At 61.3% G+C, this 25,887-nt stretch carries 19 protein-coding genes and 1 pseudogene; 7 read left to right on the top strand and 13 right to left on the bottom strand.

Annotated elements, in window-relative coordinates; genetic code table 11:
• Nucleotides 1-179: 179 nt before the first annotated feature.
• The 3 genes from ABD833_RS04805 (at nt 180) to ABD833_RS04795 (ending at nt 4,585) form a co-directional block, all read left to right on the top strand.
• Nucleotides 180-2,369, top strand: a complete 2,190-nt coding sequence (locus ABD833_RS04805; RefSeq protein ID WP_345071336.1) for a protein-disulfide reductase DsbD family protein — start codon at nt 180-182, stop codon at nt 2,367-2,369.
• Nucleotides 2,370-2,925: 556 nt separating this feature from the next.
• Entirely contained in the window at nt 2,926-3,390 is a 465-nt protein-coding gene (locus ABD833_RS04800) for an AsnC family transcriptional regulator (RefSeq protein WP_345071335.1), read from the top strand.
• Between the two features lie 238 nt (nt 3,391-3,628).
• Entirely contained in the window at nt 3,629-4,585 is a 957-nt protein-coding gene (locus ABD833_RS04795) for a TonB family protein (protein ID WP_345071333.1), read from the top strand.
• A 77-nt stretch (nt 4,586-4,662) separates the two neighbouring features.
• Here the strand turns inward: ABD833_RS04795 and trxA are convergent, their stop codons facing one another.
• The 3 genes and pseudogenes from trxA to ABD833_RS19300 form a co-directional block, all read right to left on the bottom strand.
• Entirely contained in the window at nt 4,663-4,992 is a 330-nt protein-coding gene (trxA, locus tag ABD833_RS04790) for a thioredoxin (RefSeq protein ID WP_135496369.1), read from the bottom strand.
• Nucleotides 4,993-5,239: 247 nt separating this feature from the next.
• The gene (locus ABD833_RS19305) at nt 5,240-7,942 is read right to left on the bottom strand and encodes a helix-hairpin-helix domain-containing protein (RefSeq protein WP_425553569.1); all 2,703 of its coding nucleotides are present in this window, start codon (nt 7,940-7,942) and stop codon (nt 5,240-5,242) included.
• 14 nt (nt 7,943-7,956) lie between these two features.
• Nucleotides 7,957-10,180, bottom strand: a pseudogene (locus tag ABD833_RS19300) (DNA polymerase III subunit alpha); the annotation flags it as partial.
• 78 nt (nt 10,181-10,258) lie between these two features.
• On the opposite strand from ABD833_RS19300, the gene ABD833_RS04775 reads away from it, so the two are divergent.
• On the top strand, nt 10,259-10,921 hold the full coding sequence (locus tag ABD833_RS04775; RefSeq protein WP_345071331.1) for a hypothetical protein: 663 nt from the start codon (nt 10,259-10,261) through the stop codon (nt 10,919-10,921).
• A complete protein-coding gene (locus ABD833_RS04770) occupies nt 10,914-11,606 on the top strand; it encodes a hypothetical protein (protein ID WP_345071329.1) in 693 nt (230 codons plus the stop codon). The genes ABD833_RS04775 and ABD833_RS04770 overlap by 8 nt, the downstream gene beginning before the upstream one ends.
• Before the next feature lie 214 nt (nt 11,607-11,820).
• Here ABD833_RS04770 and ABD833_RS04765 read toward each other — a convergent pair whose 3' ends face one another.
• Nucleotides 11,821-12,075: a hypothetical protein gene (locus tag ABD833_RS04765; RefSeq protein ID WP_345071328.1), complete on the bottom strand. Its 255-nt coding sequence runs from the start codon at nt 12,073-12,075 to the stop codon at nt 11,821-11,823.
• A gap of 354 nt (nt 12,076-12,429) precedes the next feature.
• Here ABD833_RS04765 and ABD833_RS04760 point away from each other — a divergent pair, with 354 nt between their 5' ends.
• Nucleotides 12,430-13,497 (top strand): fatty acid desaturase family protein, encoded by a 1,068-nt coding sequence (locus ABD833_RS04760; RefSeq protein ID WP_345071327.1) that lies wholly within the window; start codon nt 12,430-12,432, stop codon nt 13,495-13,497.
• A 225-nt stretch (nt 13,498-13,722) separates the two neighbouring features.
• Here ABD833_RS04760 and ABD833_RS04755 read toward each other — a convergent pair whose 3' ends face one another.
• The 8 genes from ABD833_RS04755 to ABD833_RS04720 form a co-directional block, all read right to left on the bottom strand.
• Nucleotides 13,723-15,999, bottom strand: coding sequence for a LysM peptidoglycan-binding domain-containing protein (locus tag ABD833_RS04755; protein WP_345071326.1), 2,277 nt, complete (start codon nt 15,997-15,999; stop codon nt 13,723-13,725).
• Nucleotides 16,000-16,137: 138 nt separating this feature from the next.
• On the bottom strand, nt 16,138-19,071 hold the full coding sequence (locus ABD833_RS04750) for an outer membrane beta-barrel protein (protein ID WP_345071325.1): 2,934 nt from the start codon (nt 19,069-19,071) through the stop codon (nt 16,138-16,140).
• Between the two features lie 73 nt (nt 19,072-19,144).
• Nucleotides 19,145-19,801, bottom strand: a complete 657-nt coding sequence (locus ABD833_RS04745) for an O-methyltransferase (RefSeq protein WP_345071324.1) — start codon at nt 19,799-19,801, stop codon at nt 19,145-19,147.
• 38 nt (nt 19,802-19,839) lie between these two features.
• Nucleotides 19,840-20,595, bottom strand: a complete 756-nt coding sequence (locus tag ABD833_RS04740) for a DUF4184 family protein (protein WP_345071323.1) — start codon at nt 20,593-20,595, stop codon at nt 19,840-19,842.
• Between the two features lie 7 nt (nt 20,596-20,602).
• Entirely contained in the window at nt 20,603-21,052 is a 450-nt protein-coding gene (locus ABD833_RS04735; protein ID WP_345071322.1) for a YDG/SRA domain-containing protein, read from the bottom strand.
• A 13-nt stretch (nt 21,053-21,065) separates the two neighbouring features.
• Nucleotides 21,066-22,298 (bottom strand): M16 family metallopeptidase, encoded by a 1,233-nt coding sequence (locus ABD833_RS04730; protein WP_345071321.1) that lies wholly within the window; start codon nt 22,296-22,298, stop codon nt 21,066-21,068.
• A 152-nt stretch (nt 22,299-22,450) separates the two neighbouring features.
• A complete protein-coding gene (locus tag ABD833_RS04725) occupies nt 22,451-23,500 on the bottom strand; it encodes a glycosyltransferase family 9 protein (RefSeq protein ID WP_345071319.1) in 1,050 nt (349 codons plus the stop codon).
• A gap of 126 nt (nt 23,501-23,626) precedes the next feature.
• Nucleotides 23,627-23,758 (bottom strand): hypothetical protein, encoded by a 132-nt coding sequence (locus ABD833_RS04720; RefSeq protein ID WP_345071318.1) that lies wholly within the window; start codon nt 23,756-23,758, stop codon nt 23,627-23,629.
• 111 nt (nt 23,759-23,869) lie between these two features.
• Here ABD833_RS04720 and ABD833_RS04715 point away from each other — a divergent pair, with 111 nt between their 5' ends.
• Entirely contained in the window at nt 23,870-25,168 is a 1,299-nt protein-coding gene (locus ABD833_RS04715; protein WP_345071317.1) for an aminopeptidase P N-terminal domain-containing protein, read from the top strand.
• Nucleotides 25,169-25,293: 125 nt separating this feature from the next.
• Here the strand turns inward: ABD833_RS04715 and ABD833_RS04710 are convergent, their stop codons facing one another.
• Nucleotides 25,294-25,851: a DUF4252 domain-containing protein gene (locus tag ABD833_RS04710; protein WP_345071315.1), complete on the bottom strand. Its 558-nt coding sequence runs from the start codon at nt 25,849-25,851 to the stop codon at nt 25,294-25,296.
• Between the last annotated feature and the right edge of the window lie 36 nt (nt 25,852-25,887).

Below are 25,887 nucleotides of genomic sequence, written 5' to 3'. Positions count from 1 at the left end.
AAAGTACGGGATTTCACCTAAGCGGTTCCGGCGCAGCCAGAAATAGCCCTAAGATTGGCCATTCCGGCCCGGCATACTATCCTCTGGCCGGTAAGCGGGACCAGGGAAGTACAAGTTTGTGACACTTCCTGCCGTACTTTGTTTGTTGTCCAGTGTTATCACCGCCCTTTTGCTGCTGCATGCCTGCGTTTAAAAAAATAGTTTTGCTCGTCCTGTGCGTGTTCCTGGCCGGTACCGTTTGGGCCCAGGTGCTGACTCCTACCAAGCTTAGTACCGCGCTGAGTAAGCCCACGGCACCGGTAGGTGAGGAAATAGAGCTGCTGGTGAATGCCCGCATCGACAACAACTGGCACCTCTATGCCACCGATTTTGACCCCGATCTGGGGCCGACGGTTTTCACCCTCACCCTCGGGAAGAGTGCCGCCTATGAGCTGGTCGGCAAGCCCAAGTCTATCGGTACGAAGAAGAAGTTTGACGAGATATTTAAGGGCGACATCACCTACTTCGAGAAAACCGGCCAGATCCGCCAGCGCATCCGCGTATTGCAGCCCGGCCCGTTAACCATCAAAGCGGACGTAGAATACCAGACCTGCACCGACGTGGATGGCCGCTGCGTGCCGGGCGCCGAAACGCTGAGCTTCGGCCCGATAGCGGTGACGGGTACGGCGGCCGTGGCGCCGCCCTCAACGCCGGCCGCCGTAGCCTTGCCGGCTACCCCGGCTGCTAAGTCGGCAACCGAACCCCGCCCAATGGCTTCTGCCGCCATAGCTGCTGATAGCGCTGCGCCGGCCCTGGCTTTGAGTCAGGCCCCGGAGCGGGATACTGCTGCGGCATCGGCTGTCACCGGGGCGGTTGCTGCTCCGGTTACGGCGGCAGCTGCCGCCCCGGAAAGTGGGGGCCTGTGGAGTTTCGGCTTCCTGGCTTTTCTTTCCGGGCTGGCTGCTCTGCTCACGCCCTGCGTGTTCCCGATGGTGCCCATGACGGTTTCCTTCTTCACCGGCAGCTCCGACAGCCGGCGGCAGGGAATCATGAAAGCTCTGGTCTACGGCCTGTCCATTATTCTGATCTATACCATCATCGGGGTGATTGTGGCGCGGCTGCTGGGCGAAGACGGGCCCAACTTCATGGCCACTCACTGGCTCCCCAACCTGATTTTCTTCGTGGTTTTCGTGGTATTCGGCCTGTCGTTTCTGGGGCTGTTCGAAATCACGCTCCCGCACGCACTGGTCAACAAAGCCGATGCGCAGGCCGACAAGGGCGGCTGGCTCGGTGTGTTCTTCATGGCTTTTACGCTGGTACTGGTGTCTTTTTCCTGCACCGGACCTATTGTGGCTACGGTGCTGGGGCTGGCGGCCCGGGGGCAGACGGTGCTGCCGGTGGTGGGTATGCTGGGTTTCTCCCTGGCTTTTGCGCTGCCCTTCACGCTGTTTGCCATCTTCCCGTCGTGGTTGAAAAGTCTGCCCCGCTCGGGGGGCTGGCTCAACACGGTGAAAGTCGTGTTGGGCTTCATCGAGCTGATGCTGGCACTTAAGTTTCTGAGTATGGCCGACCTGGCCTACCACTGGAACCTGCTGCCCCGCGACCTGTATCTCGTGCTCTGGATCACGCTGTCCGGCCTGTTGGGACTCTACCTGCTGGGCAAGTACAAACTCTCCCACGATAGCGACCTGAGCCACCTGAGCGTGGGACGTTTGCTGATGGCCATTTTCGCCTTCGGCTTCATGGTGTATCTGGTGCCCGGCCTGTTTGGCGCCCCGCTGCCGCTGCTGGCGGGCTACCTGCCCCCGCAGAGCAACCACGACTTTTCGCTGAACCGGGCCGCCGGAGCCGTGGCCGTTCCGGCCCGCAGCGCGCTTTGTGAAGCCCCGCGTTACGCCGACTTTCTGGAGCTTCCCCACGGTTTGCAGGGCTACTTTGATCTGGAGCAGGCCAGGCGCTGTGCCCGCGAGCAGGGGAAGCCCGTTTTTATTGATTTCACCGGCCACGCTTGTGTAAACTGCCGCAAAATGGAGGCAACTGTCTGGAGCGATCCGCAGGTTCTGCAGCGTCTGCGCGAAAATTACGTGGTGGTGGCCCTGTACGTCGACGATAAAACCGAACTGCCCAAACAAGAGTGGTATACTTCCCGGCGTGACAACCAGCTTAAGTCTACGCTGGGCAAACAAAATGCCGATCTGCAGGTAACGCGCTACGGCGTGAATGCTCAGCCCTACTATGTTTTGTTCGATCCTGAGGATGCGAGCGGTAAGCCGTTGGTTACGCCAATCGCCTACGAGCCTTCCGTCGCGGAGTTTGTTGCTTTTCTGGATGCGGGCCTGCGTCAATACCGTCAGCAGGGCAATCCGGTGGCCGTCGGAGGGCGGCCTTAGCCCGGCCAAGCAAGGAGGATTCTGAGGCTGGTCCCAGTTTGCCAAACGGTTAGTTTTGCCTTCCTATCTATACTTCCTGGCCAAAATTGGCGTTATTTGCGCAAAATTTGGGAGAGGGTAGGGTTATCTACACGGATAAGTTCAGCCAGTATAGACCCAAAAAAGGCTGCATCCACCCAGATGCAGCCTCTTCATAGAAGGACTGTACCCACCCAGATACAGTCGCTCAGCAATAAGAACGTACCCACCCAGATACGTTCCTGTTTTCCCTCTTCACACTATCCACTTAAAGCTGTAGAAGAAGGGGTCGAACCTTCACGGTGTAGTTAGCCGGCCGCCGGACCAGTTTCTCCCGAATCACCACCCCCGAGAGAGGAGGGTATGTCTGCCAGTTCCATCATCCTACAAGGTAAGCCGTGTCGTCTACATCGGATTATGACAAATGTAGTGTTTGTGCTGAAGTAATAAAATATCTTCAGCTATTGAGGTGTAAATTTGCAAACATTTTAATTAAAAACGCCTTTAATAGAAATATAGGCAATCAACAAACTAAAAAATGGCCCGTAATTACGAACTTGATGACACCGACCGGAAGATTCTGGCGCTGTTGGTAGAAGATGCGAAGATTCCCTACACCGAAATTGCCCGTAAAGTAAATGTGTCAGGTGGTACGGTTCACGTGCGGATGGCCCGTCTGGAGGAGTTAGGTATCGTAAAAGGGGCAACGCTTAAGATGGATTATCAGAAGCTGGGCTACGGGGTAAGTGCCTTTTTGGGCATCTACCTATTAAAAAGCTCGGTGTATCATAGTGTCGCGGAGCAGCTGCGCGAGATTCCGGAAGTCGTGAATATTCACTTTACGACCGGTGCCTACGGGGTCTTTGCCCGGCTGGTATGCCGGGATACCCAGCACCTGCGCGACGTGCTCTACAACCGGGTGCAGCTGATTGAAGGGATTGAGCGAACAGAAACCCTCATCTCGCTCGAAGAAACCCTGAACCGCCCGATTCAATTGCTGTAAACGGCCAGTTTGAGCCACAACGGCAGCCGCGCCCAGCGGCCCTTTACCTGATCGAAAATGCAAAAAACGGCCTTTCCGCACCGCGGAAAGGCCGTTTTTTGCGGTCTGAATTCCACGGAGTAATCTGGTTAGAACATAGTTTGTATAGTATTTTTCGAACAAAGCCAGGCCCTGGGGTTGCCTACGCCCCGATAACTCAGTATCTTTCCTAGACTGACCCCTATCCGCGTAGCGCCTTATGAAAGTCTGCCTTGCCGCGTTTTACTTTTTCATGATGGCGGTGCTCTCCGCCCCTGGTCAGACGATGCCGGCGGTCTACCTCAACGCCCACGGTGAGGAAACCGTACCTGATAGTGCGACTCACTACCGGTTGGTAGACCGTAAGGGCGAAAGTGGCTATGCGATGCGTGAGTATTCCCTGGCGGGTACGTTACTGCTGCGCGGCACGCTTTCTTCCATTGAGCCGGCCGTACGCAACGGTACCCTGACCTGGTACCATCCAAACGGGGCCAAAGCCGGCCAGGTGCATTACCGTGATGACGAGGCCGATGGAATGTACGTTTCGTGGTACGAGGACGGACACGTGAGCCAGCGCGGGGAATATACCGACGGGCAGCGGGTAGGCCATTGGCTGAGCGTCCACCGCAATGGTCAGAAACGTTCCCGCGGCGACTATGTGGCGGGGCAGCAGCACGGTGAATGGCGCTATTACTACGATACGGGCCAGCCCAGCGCCATCGAACACCTGGACCGGGGGCGCAGCCTGGGCATGACGTTCTTCAACGCTGATGGTACGCCTTACAAAGGGTCGCTCCGGCGGCGGCAGGCGGCTCAGTTTCCCGGCGGCGAAGTGGTCCTGTTGCAGTATCTGGCGCGCAATACGCTGTATCCTAAGGCTGCGCGCCGTAAAAATATTACGGGCAAGGTATACGTATCCTACACCGTGGGCGAAGACGGCCGGGTGAGCCAGGTGCGCGTAGTGCGGGGGGTGTCGGCGGAAGTAGATACGGAAGCGCGCCGGGTCGTCACCAGCCTGCCCGCTTTCCGGCCGGGCCGCGAGTACAATGTTCCCACCGCTATGACCTACACGTTGCCCATCATGTTTGCGCCCAACTTCAAGATCTTCGGGGGAATAAAAGCTACCCAGACTCCGCCCACCGAAGCCCGGGCGGGTAACCCGGACGAAACCTACTAGGGTTACTAATCGCTACTGAAACCAAAAAGCCCCGTTCCTGGTGAGGAACGGGGCTTTTTGGTATTTCAAAAGGAAGCTTAGGCCGTAACCTGGGCGTCGAGCTTCTGGGCCAGAACGTGCTTGGGAACAGCGCCAACCTGCTTGTCGACCACCTGACCGTTTTTGAAGACGAGCAGCGTAGGGATGCTGCGGATGCCGAACTTGGCGGACGTCTGCGGGTTGGAGTCCACGTCAACTTTGCCGATTACGACGCGACCTTCGTATTCGCCGGCCAGCTCTTCTACTACCGGACCCACCATACGGCAGGGACCGCACCATTCGGCCCAGAAATCCACGAGCACGGGCTTATCGGAGTTGATGATTTCGTCGAAATTAGCATCGGTGATTTCGATGGCTTTGTGTCCCATAACAGTAGGGGGTTTGTGGGTTGAGTTATCCAGCTGCTTACGAGCATTGAGGCCGCAAGGTAGCAGATTGGGAGTTCAACAAGCCCCGGGCCGGAAAGTTCAATCAGGACAGAGTGGCAGATAGGGACTTATAACCTTGTCGTACGGCCGCGTAGCCCTGCTGATAGTCAAAGCAAATGCCGCAGATTCTTTCGATTATGACTGAAAAAATCTGCGGCATTTGCTCAAAAGCCGGGAAAGTCAAAGATCAAATCAGCTGGCAGGCGTCGATTTCCATGGCGCGCATCCGGCGGATAAACTCCTTGGGCTCGATGCGGTAGCGGCGGGAGTAGGTGTCGACGGCCAGGTGCTCGTGGGGCTCGGCGAACTTGATTTCGAGCTTCTTGGAGCCTGGCGCGCTTTCCACGGCTTCCATGAAGCGGTCCATGAAGGGCTCGGTGATGGTGCGCAGGTCGAGCTGGACCCGCACGCCGTTGGCGAGCTTCTCGGCCACGTGAAACAGCGGCTCCATGGTCATCACCTTGAACTCGAACTGGTCGGAGTCGCGGAAGCGCTGCTGGTACTTGCCCCGGATAAACATCGGCGGCACCTGCTCCTTGTCGTAGTTGCGGGGGTTGATGATGCTGGAAAACTTGGTGTAGTCGTCGCGGAACAGGGCCAGGTTCAGGCTGCTTTCGTAGTCTTCCACGTTGAACGACACGAAGGGCTGGCCGGTCTTGGTGGTCTTGAACAGCACATTGGAAATAAGCCCGGCTACCGTCACGTCGCGGTTTTTGAAGGTCTCGATCTTGTCCAGCCCGCAGGTGCAATAGGAGTCGATTTCGAGCTTGAAGTCGTCGAGCGGGTGGCCGGAGAGGTAGAAACCCACGACTTCCTTTTCCCGGCGCAGCTTCTCGGTGGGGCTCCAGAGTTCCATATCCTGAATCTTGGGCATGGGAATGGCCATTTCGCCACCGCCGCCGCCGAAGAGGCTTTGCTGGGCAGATTCCTTGGCGGCCTGATGCTGCTGGCCCACCTTCATGGCCTTCTCAATCAGGTTCTGGTCATTGGCCGGAGCCTCCAGAAACTGGCGGCGGTGGTAACGCTCAAACGAGTCGAAGGCGCCGGCCTGGGCCATGCTTTCGAAGGTTTTCTTGTTCACGGCCCGCAGGTTCACCCGGCGGGCAAAGTCGAAGATGTCGGCGTAGTGGCCGCCCTTGTCGCGCTCCTGCACGATTTCCTCCACGGCGGCCTCGCCCGAGCCCTTCATGGCGGCCATGCCGAAGCGGATCTGGCCCTGGGCATTCACGTTGAACTTCAGAATGGATTCGTTCACGTCGGGGCCGAGCACGGCCACGCCCTGCTTGCGGGCTTCCTCAATGAAGAACGTCACCTTCTTGATGTCGCCCATGTTGTTGGTGAGCACGGCGGCCATGTACTCGGCCGGGTAGTGGGCCTTGAGGTAGCCGGTCTGGTAGGCGACAATGCTGTAAGCCGCTGAATGTGAGCGATTAAACCCGTAGGCGGCAAACTTCTCCATCACGTCGAACACCTCGTTGGCTTTTTTGGCCGCGATGCCGTGGAGCGTTTTACAGCCTTCGATGAATTTGTCCCGCTCCTGGGCCATTTTCTTCATGTCCTTCTTCCCCATCGCGCGGCGTAGCAAGTCGGCCCCGCCCAGCGAGTAACCGGCCATAATCTGGGCTGCCTGCATGATCTGCTCCTGATAGACGCAGTTGTGCAGGATGACGTTGTTGCCCACGAAGTTGTGGATGCCGGCCACCTCAATGTCGTACACCGGCTGCTGCCCGGCCGGCTCGATGCTGACAATTTCCTCCCACCGAACCCGCAAGTTCCGCTCGGTAGCCGGCAGCGGTAGCGTCCGCGTCAGCGGAGCCACCACGGCCGCACTGATGCGGGGGTTGCGGGCCAGCCGCGCCGGTTGCAGGTGCTGGCGGTCGAAACCGTGGGTGCGCATCAGGGCTTTGTCTGAGCCGGTCCAGGCCTGGCGCAGTTCGGCCACGAAAGCCTGCCGGCCAACCGTTGCGGTGGTAGCCGGGGTGGCCCGCTCACCGTATCGGCGGCGCTTTTCCACCAGGTGGGGGCCAACCAAAGCGTCGAACTCGCGCAGCTGGTAGGTGCTGATCTGGTAGGCCGGGGTGGGCTGCCCGTCGCCGGGGTTATGGTAGCTGGTTTCGTAGGTTACCGCCCGCAAACCCAGGCGGAGCAGCAGCGTCTGCACGTCGCGGGCCAGCTGGGGCGAAATCGTTTTGTAGAAGCAGATCTTCTCGCCCACGTGCCCGTCGCAGTCCCATAAAGCGGCCACGAAGTGCGCAATGCAGGCCGGGTTCAGGCCGAATACGAACTCGGGCACGAATTTCTCCCGCGAGGGCAGCCCGCCCTTTGGGGTCTTCAGGCCCAGCTCCCGCAGCCAGGCCAGCAGACTGGTGGGCTGGTGATAATAGGCCTTCTCGGCCACCTTCACCGATACCCGCGTTACCTCCCGGACCTGGGGCAAGGTGCTGATGGTCAGGTTTTCAAAAGCGGCGGTGGTGCTGGTGGTGTAGGCGGCCACCAGGGCCGGGCTGCGCGACACGAAGTCGCAGCAGGCGCCGGAAGTCAGGGAGCCGTCGGCCAGCAGGTAGGCCAGGGTGCGGAGCTTGTGGAGGTCGTAATCGGTTTCGTTTGCCACGGCCAGTTGGCGGGGCGCGGCGATATAGTCGCCGGGCGCGAGCTGGCCGATTGCCTGCCAGCCGGCTTCGGTGAGCACCTGGTGGTCGGGCGTCATCGTTACCGTCGAGCCGTCGTGCAGGCGCACCCGCACCACCTCGCGCACGCCGTTGTCGAAGAAGCGGGTGATGGGGGCCACGGCCGGGTTGAGGTCGGCATCCACGCCTTGCACCCGGAAAGTGCCCACGCGGCCGGCCAACTCGTCAATCCGCACCCGCGCCCCGGTGTCGGCATCATGCACCAGTGTGTCGCCGGTGACGCAAATGCCCTGGGAGTAGTTCAGAATGGGCTCCAGCAGCTCGTGCGGGTACTCTACCACCTCGCGGCCGTGCTTGCGGTTGATGAAGTTCGGAATGAACTGCATCGGGCCCGGCCGGTACAGGGCGTTCATGGCAATCAAATCCTCGATGTTGGTCGGCTTGAGGTCCTTGAGGTACATGCGCATGCCCTCACTCTCGAACTGAAACGTGCCGATGGTGTCGCCGCGCTGGTAGAGCTCGTAGGTTTTCAGGTCGTCAATCGGGATTTCGTCGATGTCGATCTTGACGCCGTGGTTGCGCTCGATCAGATTGATGGCATCCACGATGATGGTCAGGGTTTTCAGGCCCAGAAAGTCCATCTTCAGCATCCCGGCACTCTCGATGACCTTGCCGTCGAACTGGGTGATGAGCAGGTCCGAGTCCTTGGAGGTGGAGACGGGAATGTACTTGGTGATGTCGTCGGGGGCGATGATGACGCCGGCGGCGTGGATGCCGGTGTTGCGCACCGAGCCTTCGAGCTGGGTGGCCAGACGCAGGATGTGGCCGCGCAGGTTGTCGGGCGCGTCGTCGCGGCGGATGGAGTCCAGCTCCTGGTTTTCGGCAAAGGCCTTGGCCAGGGTGGTGCCCACCTGCTCGGGCACCATCTTCACCAGGTCGTTAGCCAGCTGCAGGGGCAGCTCCATAGCCCGCGACACGTCTTTAATCGACGATTTGGCGGCCATGGTGCCGAAGGTGATAATCTGGGCCACCTGGTTTTTGCCGTACTTATTCACCACGTAGTCGATGACTTTCTGCCGGTTCACGTCGTCGAAGTCGATGTCGATATCGGGCATCGACACGCGCTCCGGGTTCAGGAACCGCTCGAACAGCAGCGAGTACTTAATGGGGTCGATGTTGGTGATGCCCACGCAGTAGGCCACCGCCGAGCCCGCCGCCGAGCCCCGGCCCGGCCCCACGGCCACGCCGATGCTGCGGCCGTGGTTGATGAAGTCCTGGGTGATGAGGAAGTAGCCGGCAAAGCCCATCGTTTCAATCACGCGCAGCTCGTAGTCGAGGCGCTCCTCAATTTCGGGAGTGCGGTCGGAGTAGCGGCACTTGGGGCCTTCAAAAGCGCCCTTGTAGGTGAGGTGGCGCAGGAAGGCGTCGGCGTTGGCGTGCTCGGCAGGAATCGGGAAGTTGGGGAGCAGAATATCGCGCTGCAGCTTGGGCGGCGTGATTTTATCCACGATTTCGTTCGTGTTGTCCACGCTTTCCGGCACGTCGGCGAACAGCGCGTTCATCTCGGCCTGGGTCTTGAAGTAGAACTGGTCGTTGGCGAAGCCGAAGCGGGCCCGGGGCTTGGGGCTCTGGGCTTCCTCGTCGATGCGCTGGAGCTGGCGGCGGATGAAGGCATCCTGGCCGGCCAGGGGCCGCAGGTTGTCGATGTGGTCGTAGTGAACCTTGCTGTCCTGGGAAATCAGGCGGAAATACTGGGTCTGAAAGTCGCCGACCGGGATGCTGTGCTCCTCGCCGGTGTTCACGCAGAGCAGGATGTCGTGGGGCGCGAAGTCGGTCTGGTCGACGTAGTGGGAGTCGTTGGTGCAGATAACCTTCACGTTGTACTTGCGGGCCAGATTCAGCAGCACCTGGTTCACGTCCTCCTGGCTTTTGCCGGTGCCGTCGAAGTTCATCAGCCCGTGGCGCTGGATTTCGATGTAGTAGTCGTCCTCAAACACGTCGAGCCACCACTTGAGCAGCTCCTCGGCCCTGGCTTCGCTCTGAAACAGGATGGCCTGGGGTAGCTCGGCGCCGATGCAGCAGGAAGTGGCAATCAGGCCCTTATGGTACTTGAGCAGCAGCTCCCGGTCGATGCGCGGAAACTTGCTGTACACGCCCTCGATGAAGCTCATCGAGCAAAGCTTGCTCAGGTTGTGGTAGCCGTCCTGGTCCTTGGCCAGCAGCAGCTGGTGGTAGCGCTTGTCCCGCTCGCCTTTTTCGCGGCTGAAGGCCTTCTTGTGGCGGTCCTCCACCAGGTAGAACTCGCAGCCCACAATCGGCTTCACGTTGTACTTGTTGGCCTCGGCCACGAAGTTGAACGCCCCGAACATGTTGCCGTGGTCGGTCAGCGCTACAGCGGGCATTCCGTCGGCCTGGGCCTTTTTCATGAGGCCGGCAATGCTGGCCTGGCCATCGAGCAGGGAGTATTGGGTGTGGGAGTGCAGGTGCGAGAAGACGGGCATGGCGGCGGGGGAATTCTGAATTTTGAATGCTGAGTTTTGAATAAGTGCAGTTGGGTTTTTGCCCTGCTTTTTCTCGTCTTGTCTCAGCGTTTCTCAAGGGTAAAGATACCAGCTGGAAGAGCCCGATTTAAAACAAAACTTTTTGTATTCTATATTGCGTATCGCGATACGCAATACTTGGTAACTAATCAAGCCATGATTTCTCATAAAGGAATGCGCCCGCAGGATGTCGTGGTGGTGCTGAAATTAATCAGCCTGAAGAGCTTGCTGCAAAGCGACAAAGGCGCGTACATCCGGCAGACCGCCCAGACGCATCTGGCGGTAGCGCTGGGGTTGAGCCAGTCGGAAATCTCGGGCTCCTTGCAACGGAGCCGGATCGTGCGCCTGGTGGGGGAAGATAAGCGGGAAGTGTACCAGCAAAACTTTCTGGATTTTCTGTTTTATGGCCTGCGCTATGTATTTCCCGCCGAACCCGGCCCCCTGGTAGTAGGAATGCCAACAGCTCATTCAGCCGAGCCATTACGGTCGCTGATTGTCAGTCAGGAACTGTATGTCTGGCCCGATCCACAGGGGAGTGAGCGGGGCCAAGCCATCGAACCGCTTTATAATAAGGTGCCTTATGCGGCCCGGCAGGACGAGCGGCTGTATGAGTTGCTGGCCCTGACGGATGCTTTGCGGGTAGGGCGGGCTCGCGAGATTAAACTCGCTCAGCAAAAAATGAAAGACTATATCTATGCATAGCTCCCCGAATACCGTTGCCTTGCAGGCAGTGGCCAATGCATTAGGAAGCATGCGGGCGGAGGTCGTTTTTGTGGGAGGAGCAACCATTGGCTTGTATGGCGCGGCGAAAATCTCGCCGGAGTCACGACCTACTGATGATGTGGACTGCATAATAGAACTCGCCTCTTACGGAGATTTTGCGCAGCTGGAAGAAAGCCTGCGCAAAAAGGGCTTCCGCAACGATGCGGAAAGCGGAGTGCAGATTCGGTGGATCTGGCAAGAGTATACCGTGGACGTAATGCCAACTGACGAACGTATTCTGGGCTTCAGCAACCAGTGGTATACGAGTGGCATACACACGGCAGTGGCGTATGAGCTACCGGACGGCAGCTCAATCCGGATTCTGGATGCGCCGCATCTGCTCGGGACAAAGTTTTGCGCGATGCAAAACCGGGGTGATGATCTGCGGTATGACTCTGACTTTGAGGATATCCTGTACGTGCTGACCTACCGAACAAGGATACTGGAAGAGGTAGCGGAAAGCCAGCCAGCCTTGCGGCTCTATCTGGCTGCGGCCTCAGCCCAGCTGCTGGCTCGCCAGGATATCCGGGCCGTACTTGATGCCGCAAAAGACCGGGATGCTTCCGTGGCGGGCTTGCTGGAAAAGCTGGGCTATGTGGCGCAGCTTGGACAGATACAGCAGTGAATAGCGAGCTGCCACCCCCAAGTTAGGCCTGACCCTCTATTTCGCCGCCGTTTCCAACGGTTCCAGCGTGGTCAGCTGTGCCTCATCAAAACGCCGAAAAGCGTACTCCAGGGCCGGGTTGCGCTGACGGCGGCCCGGCATTTTAGCCGCGGCCGGGCTGGCTAGCAGCGCTTCCGGCGCCTGTACCCAGAGAGCCGGCGGCTGGTGGGGGGCGCTACGGGCCGGGTCGGGCCGCTTCGGCCAGCAGGCCTTTCCTGCGGGCTTGGAACTCAGTGATGGCATGGCTCAGCAGCGCAATGGCCCGGCCGTCGCCGGGGGCCCGGTACACTTCCCGCAGACGTTGGCTGAGGTCGGCGAAATACTGGCTTTCGCGCGCCTCCCGGCTGAGGTCGATCCGGGGCGCGGCAGCGGACGTGCCGGGGGCGGTTGGTTTGGTCTGGGCGGCGAGGGGAGCGGCAGTGCAAAGCACACCCGCGGCGAAAAGTAAGGATTGCAGGGCTGTCATATGCCCTGCCAAGGTGCCCGGGTTAGCAAGAAGTTCCGGCGGGCGGACCCCACAGAGCTTGGGGTCCCGGGCGGGGCCGGTTTTTCAGTGCCCGATGAGGCGGGCCAGGCTACTGCCGGGTTTGAACTACTTACCTTGGGCCGTGCTACCCGAAGAGGGAAGGCCCGCCGGGCCTGCTGCCGCCGGGGATTTATTAATCCGGCCGGCGTTGCCTTTTCATTTGCTTTTCCATCTGATCCTGCAAACAAGCAGCCGTCAGGCGAGTATATCAGAGTGTTCACTCGTAGTGGACTACAAGAAGAACCCGGTTTTCCTCGTATGAAATTCCTGACTGCTACCACCGACCCGGAGTACACCGCCGTCGAGAATCCCTCGTTCCTGGATTTATTTATTCTGAAGTATATCCAGGATAAGCGGGACCTGCCCTTTGCCTACCTCACGCTGCACATCAGCCTCACGCTGCTGCCGCTGGCCGTTCTGCTGTTTGTACCCGCCCTCACGGGTTGGGCGTGGTGGGCGGTGCTGGCCGTGTACCTGTTTCTGAGCAATGCCCGGTTTAAGGGGCCGTTTGGGCTGATGCTGCACTGCACCTGCCACCGCATCCTGTTCAAGCAGAAGTACGGCTTTATGAACAAGTACATTCCCTGGGTGATCGGGCCGCTTTTCGGGCAAACGCCGGAGTCGTACTTCACCCACCACATGGGCATGCACCACCCCGAAAACAACCTGCCCGACGACCAAAGCTCCACCATGTTCTACCAGCGCGACTCCTGGCGGAGCTTCCTGCGCTACCTCGGCGACTTCTTCCTGCTGGGCATTCCCAGGCTGGTACTCTATTTCAGCCGGAAGAATAAAATGACGCTGCGGGCCCGGCTGCTGCGCGGTGAGCTGCTCTACATTGCCGTCACCTTCGCGCTGTGCTTCGTGAACCTGCCCGCCACGCTGGTGGTATTTGTACTACCGGTTATCCTGTCGCGGGTGGTGATGATGCTGGGTAACTGGAGCCAGCACTCTTTCATCGACGCGGCCGCGCCCGATAACTGCTACACCAACAGCATTACCTGCATCAACACCAACTACAACCACAAGTGCTGGAACGATGGCTACCACACCAGCCACCACCTCAAGCCGGCCCTGCACTGGACCGAGCACCCCAAGCACTTCCGCAACAGTGTGGCGCAGTACGCCCAGAACGACGCCATCGTATTCGACGGCATTCACTTCCTGCACATCTTCGTGTACCTGATGAGCCGGCGCTACGACCTGCTGGCGAAGAACTTCGTGAATCTGGGAGAGCGGTACCAGAATGACGCGGAGATAATCGAGCTGCTCAAAACCCGTACCCAGCGCATTCCGCGTCCCGTGCTGGTGCCGCAGGCGGCCTGAGTTCGGTCTTGATTTTTGCTGGATAGAAGCACCCGCTAAAGCCATAAGGCCGCTCCAACTGGAGCGGCCTTATGGCTTTAGAGCGGTTTCCAGGTCTGTTTACCGGCTGGAACGAGTAGGGGCGGGGCTTGCCCCGCCCGTCGTTGTGCGGCCATCGTTGCAGCGGCGCGAACGGCGGGCGGGGGCAAGCCCCGCCCCTACTCGTTCTGGTACACGGGCTCCGGCTTACCTGGCGGGCTTGATGGTGAGTACTTCGCCGGGCTTCACGTTGAAATCGGCTTTGCCGTTCCACTCCATAATCTGCTTGATGGTGACGCCATACCGGCGTGAAATACCATACATCGACTCGCCGGTTGCCACCTTGTGGCGGACAGGGTCGGTGCCGACGGCTGCAGCCGTTTCCGCCGGCGCGGCGGAGGCCGGCGCGATGGTGGCAGCAGGCTTGGGCGTAGCCGCCGGAGCTACCGCAACCGCTGCCGGAGCCGCCACGCGCAATGCCTGCCCCAGGCGCAGCGACGGGTTGGCGGGAAGGTTATTCCAGGCCACTACATCGGTCGGGCGCAGGCCGTAGCGGCGGGCAATGGCGTAGAGGCTTTCGCTTTTCTGCACGACGTGGATGCCATTGGCCGGTACGGGCTCGATGGCCGAAGCCGCCGTTGAAGCCGGGAAGGTTGGGGGCAAGGGCCGGGGTAACGGGGTCGGCGGGGTCGGCTGCGCTAGGACCGGGGTCGGCGACTTCACTTCCTTCGTCGGCGCTACCGGTGCCGGCCCGGGGGCTTTGGGCAGAGGCTCGGTTTTGGCTACCGGAATAGTAACCGCTGCGACTGCTGCCGCACCGGATTCGTCGGTCGGCTCATCGGCTATGGGCGAAGAAGTGGGCAGCGTTTTCTTCGCTGGTTTCAGAACGACGGGCTCCCGGGGCAGTGCTGCCGGCTTCACTACTGCCGGGGGGACGGACGAAGCCGGGCGCGCGGGAGCCGGCTTGGCCGGCTTAGCGTCAGCCGTCAGCTCATTCAGGTTCTCCATGTGGTCGTCAGTAACGACGTCAGCTGGCAGATCTATCTCGACCGAATCGGCTTCCTCAGCATCTTCAATAAGGCGGCTGGCGGCGGCGGTGCGGCCGGTATAAACCTCCACTTCCGGCTTAGCCGCCTCTTTCTTGCGGGCTGGCGCTACCGAAGCTACTGCCGATGCTGCCGCCTTGGCGGGCCGCTCAAATGCGGCTACCGCCCCGGCGTCCCGGCTGGGCGCGTACTCGATGGCCACCTCGCGGGGCCGCGTGTGCTGGAGCCACAGAATGCGGCCGGGGCGCAGCTCCTCGTTGCGGGGCATCCGGTTTTTGGCCCAGATGGCCTTGGCCCGCACGCCATACTTCTGCGAAATGGTAGCCACGCTCTCGCTCAACTGGGCCACGTGGTATTCCACGGCCGCCTTGTCGCGCTTTTTCTGGGTGAAATAGGGCTGGCCTACCACGATGTTGTCGAAGGCAAACAGGTCGTTGTATTGCATGAACCGGCGCATCTTCAGCTTGGCCCGCTGCGCGATGCTTTCCTTGGTGTCGCCGGGCAGGGCAACGAGGGCGCGCATGCCGTTGATCTGCACAAACTCGGCGTTCTGCGGGTCCACGGCAGGCTCGTGCAGCAGCTGGCCACCGGCGGTAGCTTTCTGCAGGGCGGCCATGGCCGTCAGCTGAATGGGGTCGGTTACGGGCACCACCAGCGTATAGGTTTTGTCGGCGGGCACGGCCGTGTTGGGCAGCAGCCAGCGGTTGTGCCGGGCCAGCTCGGTGGGGTTGGTTTGCAGCGCCGCGGCCAGGGCCGGCAGCTGCTGGCCCGGCATAGCCGGAAACTCCCGGAGCAGCATGGCCGGTTTGGGATTCTGGCCACACACGGGCTCGAAGGCCACCTTGTGGGCCAGAAACGTGAGCAGGTAAGGGTGGGTCTGCTCCGAAATCTCCATTTCGGTGGCGTTAAAGTCGGTGGGCAGGGTGTAGGGCCTGGCTCCGGTCAGGCCCAGGTTGTAGCTGAGCAGCGCGTTGAGCCAGTTGTGAAACGTGGCATTGTTGCGCAGGAAGTACTTCGCCGCCGCCCTCGACGACACCACCAGGTGCTTGCGCTCATCCACCGCGTCGTTGACCACCACGCCCAGCTCCGTGGCCGACTCGCGCTTGAACTGCCAGTAGCCCACGGCATCGTGAATAGACTGGGCTTCGCCCTGCAAGCCGCTTTCCTGGAGCACGAGGTAGCGGAAATCCTGGGGCAGCCCTTCGGTCTGGAAAACCCGGTCGATGAGGGGGAAATGGGCATCGGCCAGGGCGACGCGGGCCTGGAAGGAAGCGGGGTGGCTGCGCAGGGCATCGGTTTTCTGCTGCACGGCTTTGCGGCCCCCCTCGGTGAGGCGCAGGTGCAGGCCGGCAAAGTACAGGTCGGAAGGAACGGCCGCGTTCTGGGCCGCCGCCAGCAGGGGCAACACGCAGAGCAGCGTGAGGAAGATTCGTTTCATACTAAGCGGGGCCGGAATTTCGGGCTCTCTCCTGAGGCTCACCAGATTCCGACGGCTACAAAGTAGGCGAAAAAACGGGGGATAAAGGCACAAGCTGCCCTGATGCTCCGCCTTTTTGGTCGTGGTACCACGCGGCCATCAGCTACCCCCGCCGGGCCCCCGCCCCGGCCGGCCCGGCCCATCCGGCCGGTTGTTGTCGCGCGGCATGTCGGCCGGGCCGGCCCCGCCGCCGAAGTTGCGCAGGTTGTACGTGAACATCACCATGAAGTAGCGCTGCAGGATGTTGGTGCGCACGTCCTCGGTGTAGGCATCGGTGATGGTGCGGCCGATGCTGTTGTTCTGGGCCAGCAGGTCGAAGGCGTAGAGCTTGATTTCGCCCTGCTGCTTGGCAAACAGCTTTTTGCCCAGGCTGGCATTCCAGAGCACGAAGCTCTGGTCGAAACCCGCCGTCAGCCCGCGGTAGGCCACGTGGTTTACATCCGACTGCAGGGTTATGCCCTTGATCAGGATCCAGTTCAGGCGCAGGGCGGTGTTCTGGCGGAAGTACCGGCTGTTGTTCTGACTCAGCAGCGTATTGCGGGCGTAGGTCTGGCTGGAATTAGAGGAAAGCGTGAAATCCAGCTCCGGGCTGATGTTGGAGCTCAGTACCGCGCCCAGCCCGACATTGGGGGAGCGGCTGTAGTTCAGCCCCGCGTTAACGATGCCCGGCGTCTGGGAATAGGTCGCGTTGGCGTTCAGGTTGAGGTTGGACCTGATGACCTTCAGCGGCAGCGTGTAGTTAACAAACGAGCGCAGCGAATACTGCCGGTTCAGGTTGATGGGCCGGGTAATCTGGCCCCCGGCGGGCACTAGTACCCCGCCGATGCTGGTCGGCTCGCGCACGACCACGGTGCTGTTGGCAATGTAGTTATCGGTGTAGGAGCCGCCGAGCAGGGCAAAAAAGGAGCGCGACGTTTCGGGCTGCGACGAGGAGTAGCGCAGAAACAGGTTGTGGGAGTGTTCCTGGGCCAGATTCGGGTTGCCGGTACGAATCTGCAGCTGATTGGAGTTATTCACCACTTCCTGCAGCTGACTGATACTGGGGTTCTGGGTGCGCATCTGGTAGTTGAAGCGCAGATTCTGCTGGGCCGAGACCCGGTATTGCAGCGTGGCGGTAGGCAGCACATTCAGGAAAGTGCGCTGAGTGGTGAGGGCGCGCGGGAAGGTCTGGTCGTTGTCGAGCCGGGCGTGCTGCACGGCGGCGCCCACGGCCCATTCCACTTTCCCGAACTGGTAGCGGTAGGTAAGTCCGCCGGAGTTGGTGAGGTAGTTGCTGCGAAACACGTTGCTGAGCGAGTCGTTGGGGGTGCGTGGCCCGGTCAGCTGGTCAAACGTGCGCTTGTCCGAGTCGTTGGGCGCGTACGACAGCGTGTAATTGAGCTGCAGCTGACTTTTCAGGCTGAGCGGCTCGGTGTAGGTGGCGTTGGCATTCCAGTTCCAGCCAATCTGGTCGAGCCGCGAATACTGGTCGGTGGCCGTCGTATCGGGGCTGTAGTTCTGCGCAAGCAGGAAGTTGTCGGCTTCGCGGTCGTTATAAGTGGTGTTCAGGCCCAGCGAGAACGTGCGGGCCCGCTTGGCGAAGCGGTGGCGGTACAAGAGCTGGTTGGCTAGCGTGAGGCCGTGCTGCGCGGAGTTGTAGGTGCTGTTGTTGAGGCTCTGCGTGGTGGCCGGCACGTCGGAAATTCCGCTCAGGAAGGTGCGGCCGTTGAGGGCGCTGGTGCTGGTGTTGCGCTGCAGCGTGAAGCGCGGCTGCCACAGAATCGAGTTCACTGTGTCGAGCTTATGCTCCAGCCGCAGGTTGAAGCGGTGGTTGATGTTGCGCGCCGTCGCCTGGGAGTTTTCGTCGTAACCAAGCGTGCGGCCCCGGGTGAGCACGTTGTAGAGCCGGTTGGTGGTACTCTGGGTGGTGTTGTCGCTCAGGTTGAAAAAGTAGCTGGACTGCACGTCGGTTTTCTTGCCCCAGGTGTCCGCGTAGTTCAGGCCGATGGCGTGGGTAGTGGAAATGCCGCTGCTTTGGTTGACGAGGAAGTTGCCCGCCTGGCCGCCGCCCTGCTGTCCGGGCCGTCCGCCGCCGCCGGGCCGTCCGGGGCCGCCGGCCCCGCGGTTGCCGCCCCCGCCCTGGGCCGAAGTGCCAATCACCCCGAGCAGGTCGTCGGTGCCGAAGTTCTGCTCGTTCACGTTGTTCGACTGGGCCACGATGGATAGCCGCCGGCGGCCTTTAAACGAGTTCAGGTTGCCGCTCACCCGGTATTTGCCATTGCTGCTGGGGTTGTCGGGACCATAGCCGGCCAGGATGCGCCCAAACTGCCCGTTGCGGAAGCTGGGCTTGGTGGTGATGTTGATGGTTTTCTCGGTGTTGCCGTCGTTGAAGCCCGTGAACTGCGACTGGTCGCTACGGCGGTCGTAGACCTGAACCTTGTCGATGGCTTCGGCGGGCAGATTCTTGAGCACGGCGTCCGGGTCGCTGCCGAAGAACTCCTTGCCATCGACGAGGATGCGCTGCACCTGCTCGCCCTGGGCCTGCACTTTGCCGTCGGTAACGACTACGCCGGGCATTTTGGTTATCAGGTCCTGGGCATTGGCATCGGGGTTGGTTTTGAAAGCCCGCGCGTCGTACTGCGCCGTGTCGCCCTTCTGAACGGCGGCGGCGGCCCGCCCGACTACTTCCACGCCCTTCAGCGCCACGGCCCCGCCGGTTTGCAGCCCCACCGCTCCCAGGTTCAGGGGTTGGGAGCGTAGCTCCAGGGTGCGGCGCAGGGTGGTGTAGCCCAAAAAGGAAACCGCCAGCACGTAGCGGCCGGGGGTCAGGCCCGGGAAGGAAAACCCGCCGCTGGCATCGGCCGCAGTACCCTGCCGGACCGAATCGGGCAGGTGGATGAGCAGCACGTTGGAGCCAATCAGCGCCGCCTGATCCTTGCTGTCGACAATGCGCCCGCGGATGGAGAGGTTCTGGGCCCCGGCCCCGGAAATGGCAAACAGGCAGCAGAGCAGCGGCAGTGCTTTCCTGATAACAACCAACGTAGAAGAGTACATAACCGGGTAAGACGCCGCCCGGAAGGGAAAGTTTAAAGTTCGCTGCAACTAATCCTGCGCCCCGCCTGCCGGCCTACCGCTTGCGCACCAGCAGCAGCCCGTCGCGCAGGGGCAGGAATACGTTTTCCACCCGCGCGTCCTGCTGCACGAAGTCGTTGAACGCCCGCACCGCGTGGGCGTCCTTGTCCGCCGGTTTGAGGGGGTAGGAGGCCAGGACTTTGCTGCCCCACAGCACATTGTCGATCAGCACAAAGCCGCCCGGGCGCACCTGCGGCAGTACCAGCTCGTAGTACCGGTGGTTGTTGATTTTGTCGGCGTCGATGAATACCAGGTCCCAGCAATGCCGGGCCAGCGTGGCCACCACGGCCGCGGCATCGCCGATATGCAGATGAATCTGGTCGGTGAGGCCTGCCGCGGCCACGTAGCGGCGGATACGGTCTTCCTGCTCGGGGTTTTGCTCCACGGTGTGCAGCTCGCCCGCCGGGGCCAGCCCTTCGGCCAGGCACAAGGCCGAATAGCCGGTAAACGTGCCCAGTTCCAGAATCCGGGCCGGCCGTACCATGTGGCTGATCATGCTCAGCAGGCGGCCCTGCAACTGCCCCGAGAGCATGCGCGGGGCCAGCACCTGCACGTGGGTTTCGCGGTTGAGGCGGCGCAGCAGGTCGGTTTCGGGGCTGGTGTGGGCCTCAGCGTAGGCCTGCAGTTCGTCGTCGTTGGGGAGCACGGGCAAAGGGTGGCGTCAGGGGGCAAAGGTAGGGGCGGCGGCGGCTATTCAGTGCCCGCCGCCCGTTGCCGCCGAAAAACCGCTGCCGCGGCCAGCAGCCCCACCAGCGCCGCACTCATGCCCGTGACGACCACCGAGTTGAAGGAAAATGGCCAGATGCGCGCCGACACCCAGGCAAACGGACCCCACAGCAACCCCGTTCCCGCCCCGGTTATCAGCCAGAAAGTGCGCCGGGCCACGGCCGGTACGAAGGGTCCCGCGGCGGAGTAGCGCGGCAGGGCCCCGAGGTAAGTCAGGATAGCCAGCAGGCCGGCCACGGTGCTGCCCAGCTGGAGCCAGGTGTACACCGGAAAAGTGCCGTGCAGTAGGGCCAGCGGCTGTTGCAGCGCCGGCCAGTGCAGCACCACCAGCCCGTCGTCGTGGGTAAAGGCGTCCCAGCTAAGATGGGAGAGTATGCCGGCGAAGCCACCCAGCAGCACCGGTCCCGAACAAGCCCGTCGCATCGGCCAGGCCTGCCGGGTCAGCGGGGCCAGGCGGCGGCGCAGCAATGCCGGCAGGCTGGCCACCAGCGGCTGCTTGACCAGGCTATGGAACAACGCGGTGAACAGGACAACCAGCGGCAGATCCAGCCAGAAGATGCCGGCCAGGGTGTGCCCATAAATACCATCGGGCCGCAAACGCAGGAAGTACTCGAAGTCGGGCGCCATGCTTCCCAGCACCAGTCCCGTAGCCGATAGCCCCCGCCGGCACGGGCGGAGCAGCGGCAGAATCAGGGCCGGATGGGCGAGGGTGAAGGGCATGGGCGGGTTAGGATTTGCGCGGCTTGAGCAGGAATTTCCACACCATAAACCCGGATTTTCCCTGTTCATAGCGAGAGTCCAGCACGGTATACAATCCTTCATACCGGTAAACCTGGCCCCGGACTTCGTCGGTCACCTTCTGCAATACCCGCACGGGCTGGCCGCTCTCCCGGCTTGTAAGAAAAGCGGCATTGCGGCAGGTCAGCAGTTGGTCAGTCACCTGCTTACCGGTTTTCGCGTCGCGTCCACCATGGCCCGTGTACCAGATCAGCTCTTCCGTGAAAAGGTCGTCCTCATACTGGTCCGCCAGCACCAGGGAGTCTACTCCTTCTGCTTGCGTGCCGCTCACCCCACTACGTAACGGAGCATGAACGCGCGCAACGCTCAGCTCGGCCCGGGAACTGAACAAGTCGCCGGGTCGATAGTGACTGACGTGGCCAAAAACCCGATTTGTCATCAGCTCCCTCTACCTACTCCGGTATGTACTGCAGCACGCTCAGGTTGTCCTCGTGCAGCACGTCGTTGGCCAGCTCGCACAGCTCCGGGGCCGTGATGCGCCGGATGTGGGCGAAGATTTCGTTGATGGATTCCACGTGGCCCAAATCCAGGGTACTCTTGCCCAGCAGCTGCATCATGCCGCCGTTGCTTTCTTCCGCCATGGCCAGCTGACCCATCAGCTGCTCCTTGGCGGTGTGCAGCTGGCTGGTGCCCAGGGGTTTTTCGCGCAGCTGCTTCAGCTCTTTTTGCACGAGCCCAATGGTACGCTTCACCTGGTTTTTCTCGGTGCCGAAATAGATGCCGAACAGGCCCGTGTCGGTGTAGGGGCTGTAGGTCGAATCGATGGAGTACACGAGGCCGTGCTTTTCGCGCACCCCCAGATTGAGGCGGGAGTTCATGCCGGGGCCACCCAGAATGTTGTTCAGCATGAAAAACGGCACCCGCCGCTCGTCCCGGATGGCGTAGGCCGGGCCGCCAATCAGGCAGTGGGCCTGGGTGATGGGCCGGCGTTCCAGCTGGTCGGTGCGCTGGTAGTTGGTGAACGGTGTGCGGGGCCGGGGGCCGAGGCGGGCCGGCAGCGGAGCCAGATACTTGTCGGCCAGCTTCTTCACTTGCGCGAAGGAAAGGTTGCTGACGGAGGAAAACGCGAGCCGGTCGGTACGCACGTTTTCGGCCAGGAACTGGCGGAAGTCGGCCTGCTGAAAGTCCGTCACGCTCTGGCGGGTCCCCAGAATGTTGTGCCCCAGGGAATGGGTGCCGTACACCACGGCGTCGAACTCGTCGATGATGGCGTCTTCGGGAGCATCCTGGTACATGCTCATCTCCTCCAGAATCACGGTGCGCTCCTTTTCCATTTCGCGCTCCGGAAATACCGAGTTGAAGGTCAGGTCGGTGAGCAGCTCGAAGGCCCGCTCGAAATGGGTGCTGAGCAGGGAGGCGTAGAAGCAGATTTTCTCCTTGGTAGTGTAGGCATTCAGCTCCCCGCCCACGGTTTCGAGGCGGTTCAGGATGTGAAACGAGCGCCGCTTCTCGGTGCCCTTGAAAGCCATATGCTCCCAGAAGTGGGCCAGTCCCTGCTGGTGAAGCTGTTCATCGCGCGAGCCGATATCCAGCAGGAAACCGCAGTGCGCGATTTTGGTGTGCAAAACCTGTTTGTGCAGCAACCGGATTCCGTTGGGATATTCGTGCAGGTCGTAATCAGACATTGGGTAGGATCTTGGTTTCTTGCGGCTTAGGAGCCGGAACCGGCAGGCCCCGGACCAGTATAACCGGCCAGCCCCGCCGGTGGTTGCAAAGGTACGCAACCCTACCCCAACCCCTCCCCGAAAGGAAGGGGCTTTAGCGCTAAAAGCTAAAATCAGAGCTCCTCCCTAGCGGGCAGGGGTTGGGATAGGGCTTCCGCCTCGGCCAGCGCAGCCAGCAGCTGACTGGTCTGAATACCGTGGGCGCAGTGAAAATGACCGAGCGGACACTTTCGGTAGCCATGCAGGCCGCAGGGGCGACAGTCCAGCTCCTGGGGCAGCTCCACAATCCGCGAAAACGGACTCAGCGGTCCGAACCCGAAATACGGCACCGTGGAGCAATATACCGCGCACGTCGGGGCGGCCAGGGCTGAGCAGAGGTGCATCGGCGCCGAGTCGTTGACGTAGTTCAGCACCGCGTCCCGCATCAGGGCCGCCGACGCCAGCAACGACAGCTGCCCCGCCAGATTCACCCCGGTAGTCCGACCACTAGCGGTCAACAGCTGCGCGCAGGCGGCGGCGTCGGGCGGACCGCCGATGAGGTACACGGTGTACTGCGGGGGCAGGGCCCGCAGCAGCTTCACCCACTCTGCCGCCGGAAACTGCTTGGTGAACCACACCGATGTGGGCGCGATGCACACGTAAGGACCCGCGGCCGCGTAAGGCGCGGCGGCCGCTTCGTCGGCCGCAGTGGGGTAGAGGCGGGGCGGGGTCAGCGGCACTTCCGCGGCGGGGTCCAGTAGGTGCAGATTGCGCGACACCTCGTGTACTCCCACCCCGATAACATGGGGTATCACCCGGGTGAAGCGGAAGGCCAACGGGTTTTTATCGAAGCCGATTCGTTCCCGGGCCCCGGAAAAGGCCGTCAGCAGGCCGGTGGAGGCGAAGCGCTGGAGGGTAATGACCCGGTCGTAGCCCGTAGCGCGGATTTGCTGCAGCAGGTGCCACAGGCCCCGGTACTTGTCCTTTTTCTTGTCCCAGATCAGCACCCGCCGCACGTGCGGATGGTTTTTGAGCAAGCCTTCATTTCCCTTACGCACCAGAAAGTCGACGGGCGTGTCGGGTTCGGTCTGGTGCATACGCTCCAGCAGGGCCGTGGCCAGAATCACGTCGCCGATAAAGGCAGTCTGAATCAGCAGGACGGCAGGGGGGGAAACAGCAGGCATTGGAAAAAAAGGAAAGCGCGAAGGTACTACGAAGTCCCCGGCCCGCCGTTTTTTGTAGGCTGCTGGTTGGCCCGGGCCACCCCAGACGGGGCAAAGCTGCTGGGGCCCGCCCGTGCCGGAGCCAGCTCAGTAGTTTTTCAGCGACACCTTCTGCAGCTCCTGCCACTCTACCTTGCCCGGCTCGATGGGCGTGTCGGAGCCGTAGTAGCGGTTTGGGTTCTGCCGGTCCTTGTAAACGTGGTTACAGCCATCGGCCACCTTCACCCGCTCAAGCGGTGCCGGATGGCGGTGGCTTCGGCCGGGCTTTCTTTTAACTTGCGGCCCACCCGCCCCGGCGCGGGCCTTGTTTCCCACCCCTAAGCCCCCTCTATGCGTTACGGCTCCATCTCACCCGATCTGTTTATTCAGAACCGCCGCAATTTCATCCAGCAGCTGCCCCCCGCGTCGCTGGCCGTTTTCCAGTCGAACGACGTGATGCCGACCAATGCCGACGGCACCATGGCCTTCCGGCAAAACAACGACCTGTTCTATCTTTCCGGCGTCGATCAAGAAGAGAGTATCCTCGTGCTCTTCCCCGATGCCAGGCTGCCCCACCACCGCGAAATCCTGTTCCTGAAGGAAACCAGCGACCATATTCTGGTGTGGGAAGGCTATAAGCTGACCAAGGACCAGGCCCGCACCCAGTCCGGCGTGCCCACTATTATGTGGCTCGACTCCTTTAAGCAGGTGCTGCCGGCGCTGATGAACGAGGCCGAAAACGTGTACCTCAATTCCAATGAGCACATCCGGGCCGTGGTGGAGGTGGAAACCCGCGACGCCCGCCTCGGCAAGGAGCTGCGCGCCCGGTACCCGTTGCACCAGTACCGCCGGGCGGCCCCGCTGATGCACCAGCTGCGGGCCATCAAAAGCACCGAGGAAATCCGCCTGCTCCGGGAAGCGGCCAACATTACGGACAAGGCCTTCCGCCGCGTGCTGGGCTTCGTGCAGCCCGGGGTATGGGAATACGAGATTGAAGCCGAGCTCTACCACGAGTTTCTGCGCAACCGCAGCCGGGGCCCGGCCTACGGCAGCATTCTGGCTTCGGGGGCCAACGCCTGCATCCTGCACTACGTGAGCAACGACCGGGAGTGCCAGGATGGCGACGTTATCCTGATGGACTTCGGGGCCGAATATGCCAACTATGCCGCCGACCTGTCGCGCTCCATTCCCGTGAACGGCATCTTCACCCCGCGCCAGCGCGCCGTGTACGACGCCGTATTGCGGGTGATGAAGTTCGCCACCTCCCGCCTTGTGGCCGGCAACAACATCGAGGACTACCACGCCGAAGTGGGCCGCACTATGGAGCAGGAGCTGATCGGGCTCGATCTGCTCAACGCCAACGACGTGCAGAACCAGGACCCCGGCGCGCCGCTCTACAAAAAGTACTTCATGCACGGCACCAGCCACTACCTCGGCCTCGACGTGCACGACGTAGGAGCCAAGTACCGCACCTTCGAGCCGGGTATGGTCTACACCTGCGAGCCGGGCATCTACATCCGTGAGGAAGGCCTCGGCATCCGGCTCGAAAACGACATCCTCATCACCCGCAGCCAGCCCGAAGATCTGATGAAGAACATTCCGCTCGAAGCGGACGATATTGAGCGCCTGATGCGCGAAGCCCGCCGCTAAGCTGGCCGGCAGGAAAACCGGTCGCCCCGCCAAAGTAGATTGCGTCCGAACGATACAGCAGAGTGGAAAATGAGAAAGGGGCTCTACCGGTAGTAGAGCCCCTTTCTCATTTCCTGTGTTCAGCCTTACTGACTGATTTCAGATTTTACCTTAGGCAGGAATTTAATCAGCTGCTGAAGCTGCTCCGGGGTGAAATTGCCGGAAATGGCCACCAGCATAAACGATTCGGGCGCGCCTTCCACGTTGCCGGTAGCTACCACTTCCTGCACGGTGTCGCCCTGCCGGCGGGCGGCGTAGCGCATCACGGTGGTACCCGCTTCCGTGGCCGGCAAAGGCGTGTACCGCTCACTGGCCAGCAACCCATCCACTTCCTTATTCAGCCCTTCGGCTACCAGCTGGCGGGCGCTGCCGGAAGTAGGGGCAAAGGTGAGCACCTTCACGCTGCGTACCGCCGACAGCGCCTGGGTAACGGAGTTGTCGCCGCCGAGGCTGGCCACCTTCAGCAGCAGCAGCCGGGCCGTGAGCCCGGCCGACCAGTCGGTGACTTTGAAGCCGGAGCGGCCTTCATACTTGCGGAAAAACTGATCGACGGTTTGGGCGGGCTGGCCCGGACCCGAGCTGCGGCAACTGGTACCACCCAGCAGCGTTGCCAGCACAAGGAAAGTGAGGAAGCGGATTTTCATGGCGTAAAGGAGGGGAAAAAGCGGAATACCTCCCTG

Source organism: Hymenobacter fastidiosus, assembly GCF_039539565.1.
Taxonomy (GTDB): Bacteria; Bacteroidota; Bacteroidia; order Cytophagales; family Hymenobacteraceae; genus Hymenobacter; species Hymenobacter fastidiosus.
The sequence above is the reverse complement of the archived record's forward strand: the minus strand, read 5'-3'. Positions and strand labels throughout refer to the sequence as shown.

Excerpts from the sequence above, each read along its gene's own strand:
- ABD833_RS04805 (WP_345071336.1), top strand. The coding sequence starts at position 180 with ATGCCTGCGTTTAAAAAAATAGTTTTGCTCGTCCTGTGCGTGTTCCTG.
- ABD833_RS04800 (WP_345071335.1), top strand. The coding sequence starts at position 2,926 with ATGGCCCGTAATTACGAACTTGATGACACCGACCGGAAGATTCTGGCG.
- ABD833_RS04795 (WP_345071333.1), top strand. The coding sequence starts at position 3,629 with ATGAAAGTCTGCCTTGCCGCGTTTTACTTTTTCATGATGGCGGTGCTC.
- trxA (WP_135496369.1), bottom strand. The coding sequence starts at position 4,992 with ATGGGACACAAAGCCATCGAAATCACCGATGCTAATTTCGACGAAATC.
- ABD833_RS04770 (WP_345071329.1), top strand. The coding sequence starts at position 10,914 with ATGCATAGCTCCCCGAATACCGTTGCCTTGCAGGCAGTGGCCAATGCA.
- ABD833_RS04760 (WP_345071327.1), top strand. The coding sequence starts at position 12,430 with ATGAAATTCCTGACTGCTACCACCGACCCGGAGTACACCGCCGTCGAG.
- ABD833_RS04755 (WP_345071326.1), bottom strand. The coding sequence starts at position 15,999 with ATGAAACGAATCTTCCTCACGCTGCTCTGCGTGTTGCCCCTGCTGGCG.
- ABD833_RS04750 (WP_345071325.1), bottom strand. The coding sequence starts at position 19,071 with ATGTACTCTTCTACGTTGGTTGTTATCAGGAAAGCACTGCCGCTGCTC.
- ABD833_RS04740 (WP_345071323.1), bottom strand. The coding sequence starts at position 20,595 with ATGCCCTTCACCCTCGCCCATCCGGCCCTGATTCTGCCGCTGCTCCGC.
- ABD833_RS04735 (WP_345071322.1), bottom strand. The coding sequence starts at position 21,052 with ATGACAAATCGGGTTTTTGGCCACGTCAGTCACTATCGACCCGGCGAC.
- ABD833_RS04730 (WP_345071321.1), bottom strand. The coding sequence starts at position 22,298 with ATGTCTGATTACGACCTGCACGAATATCCCAACGGAATCCGGTTGCTG.
- ABD833_RS04725 (WP_345071319.1), bottom strand. The coding sequence starts at position 23,500 with ATGCCTGCTGTTTCCCCCCCTGCCGTCCTGCTGATTCAGACTGCCTTT.
- ABD833_RS04715 (WP_345071317.1), top strand. The coding sequence starts at position 23,870 with ATGCGTTACGGCTCCATCTCACCCGATCTGTTTATTCAGAACCGCCGC.
- ABD833_RS04710 (WP_345071315.1), bottom strand. The coding sequence starts at position 25,851 with ATGAAAATCCGCTTCCTCACTTTCCTTGTGCTGGCAACGCTGCTGGGT.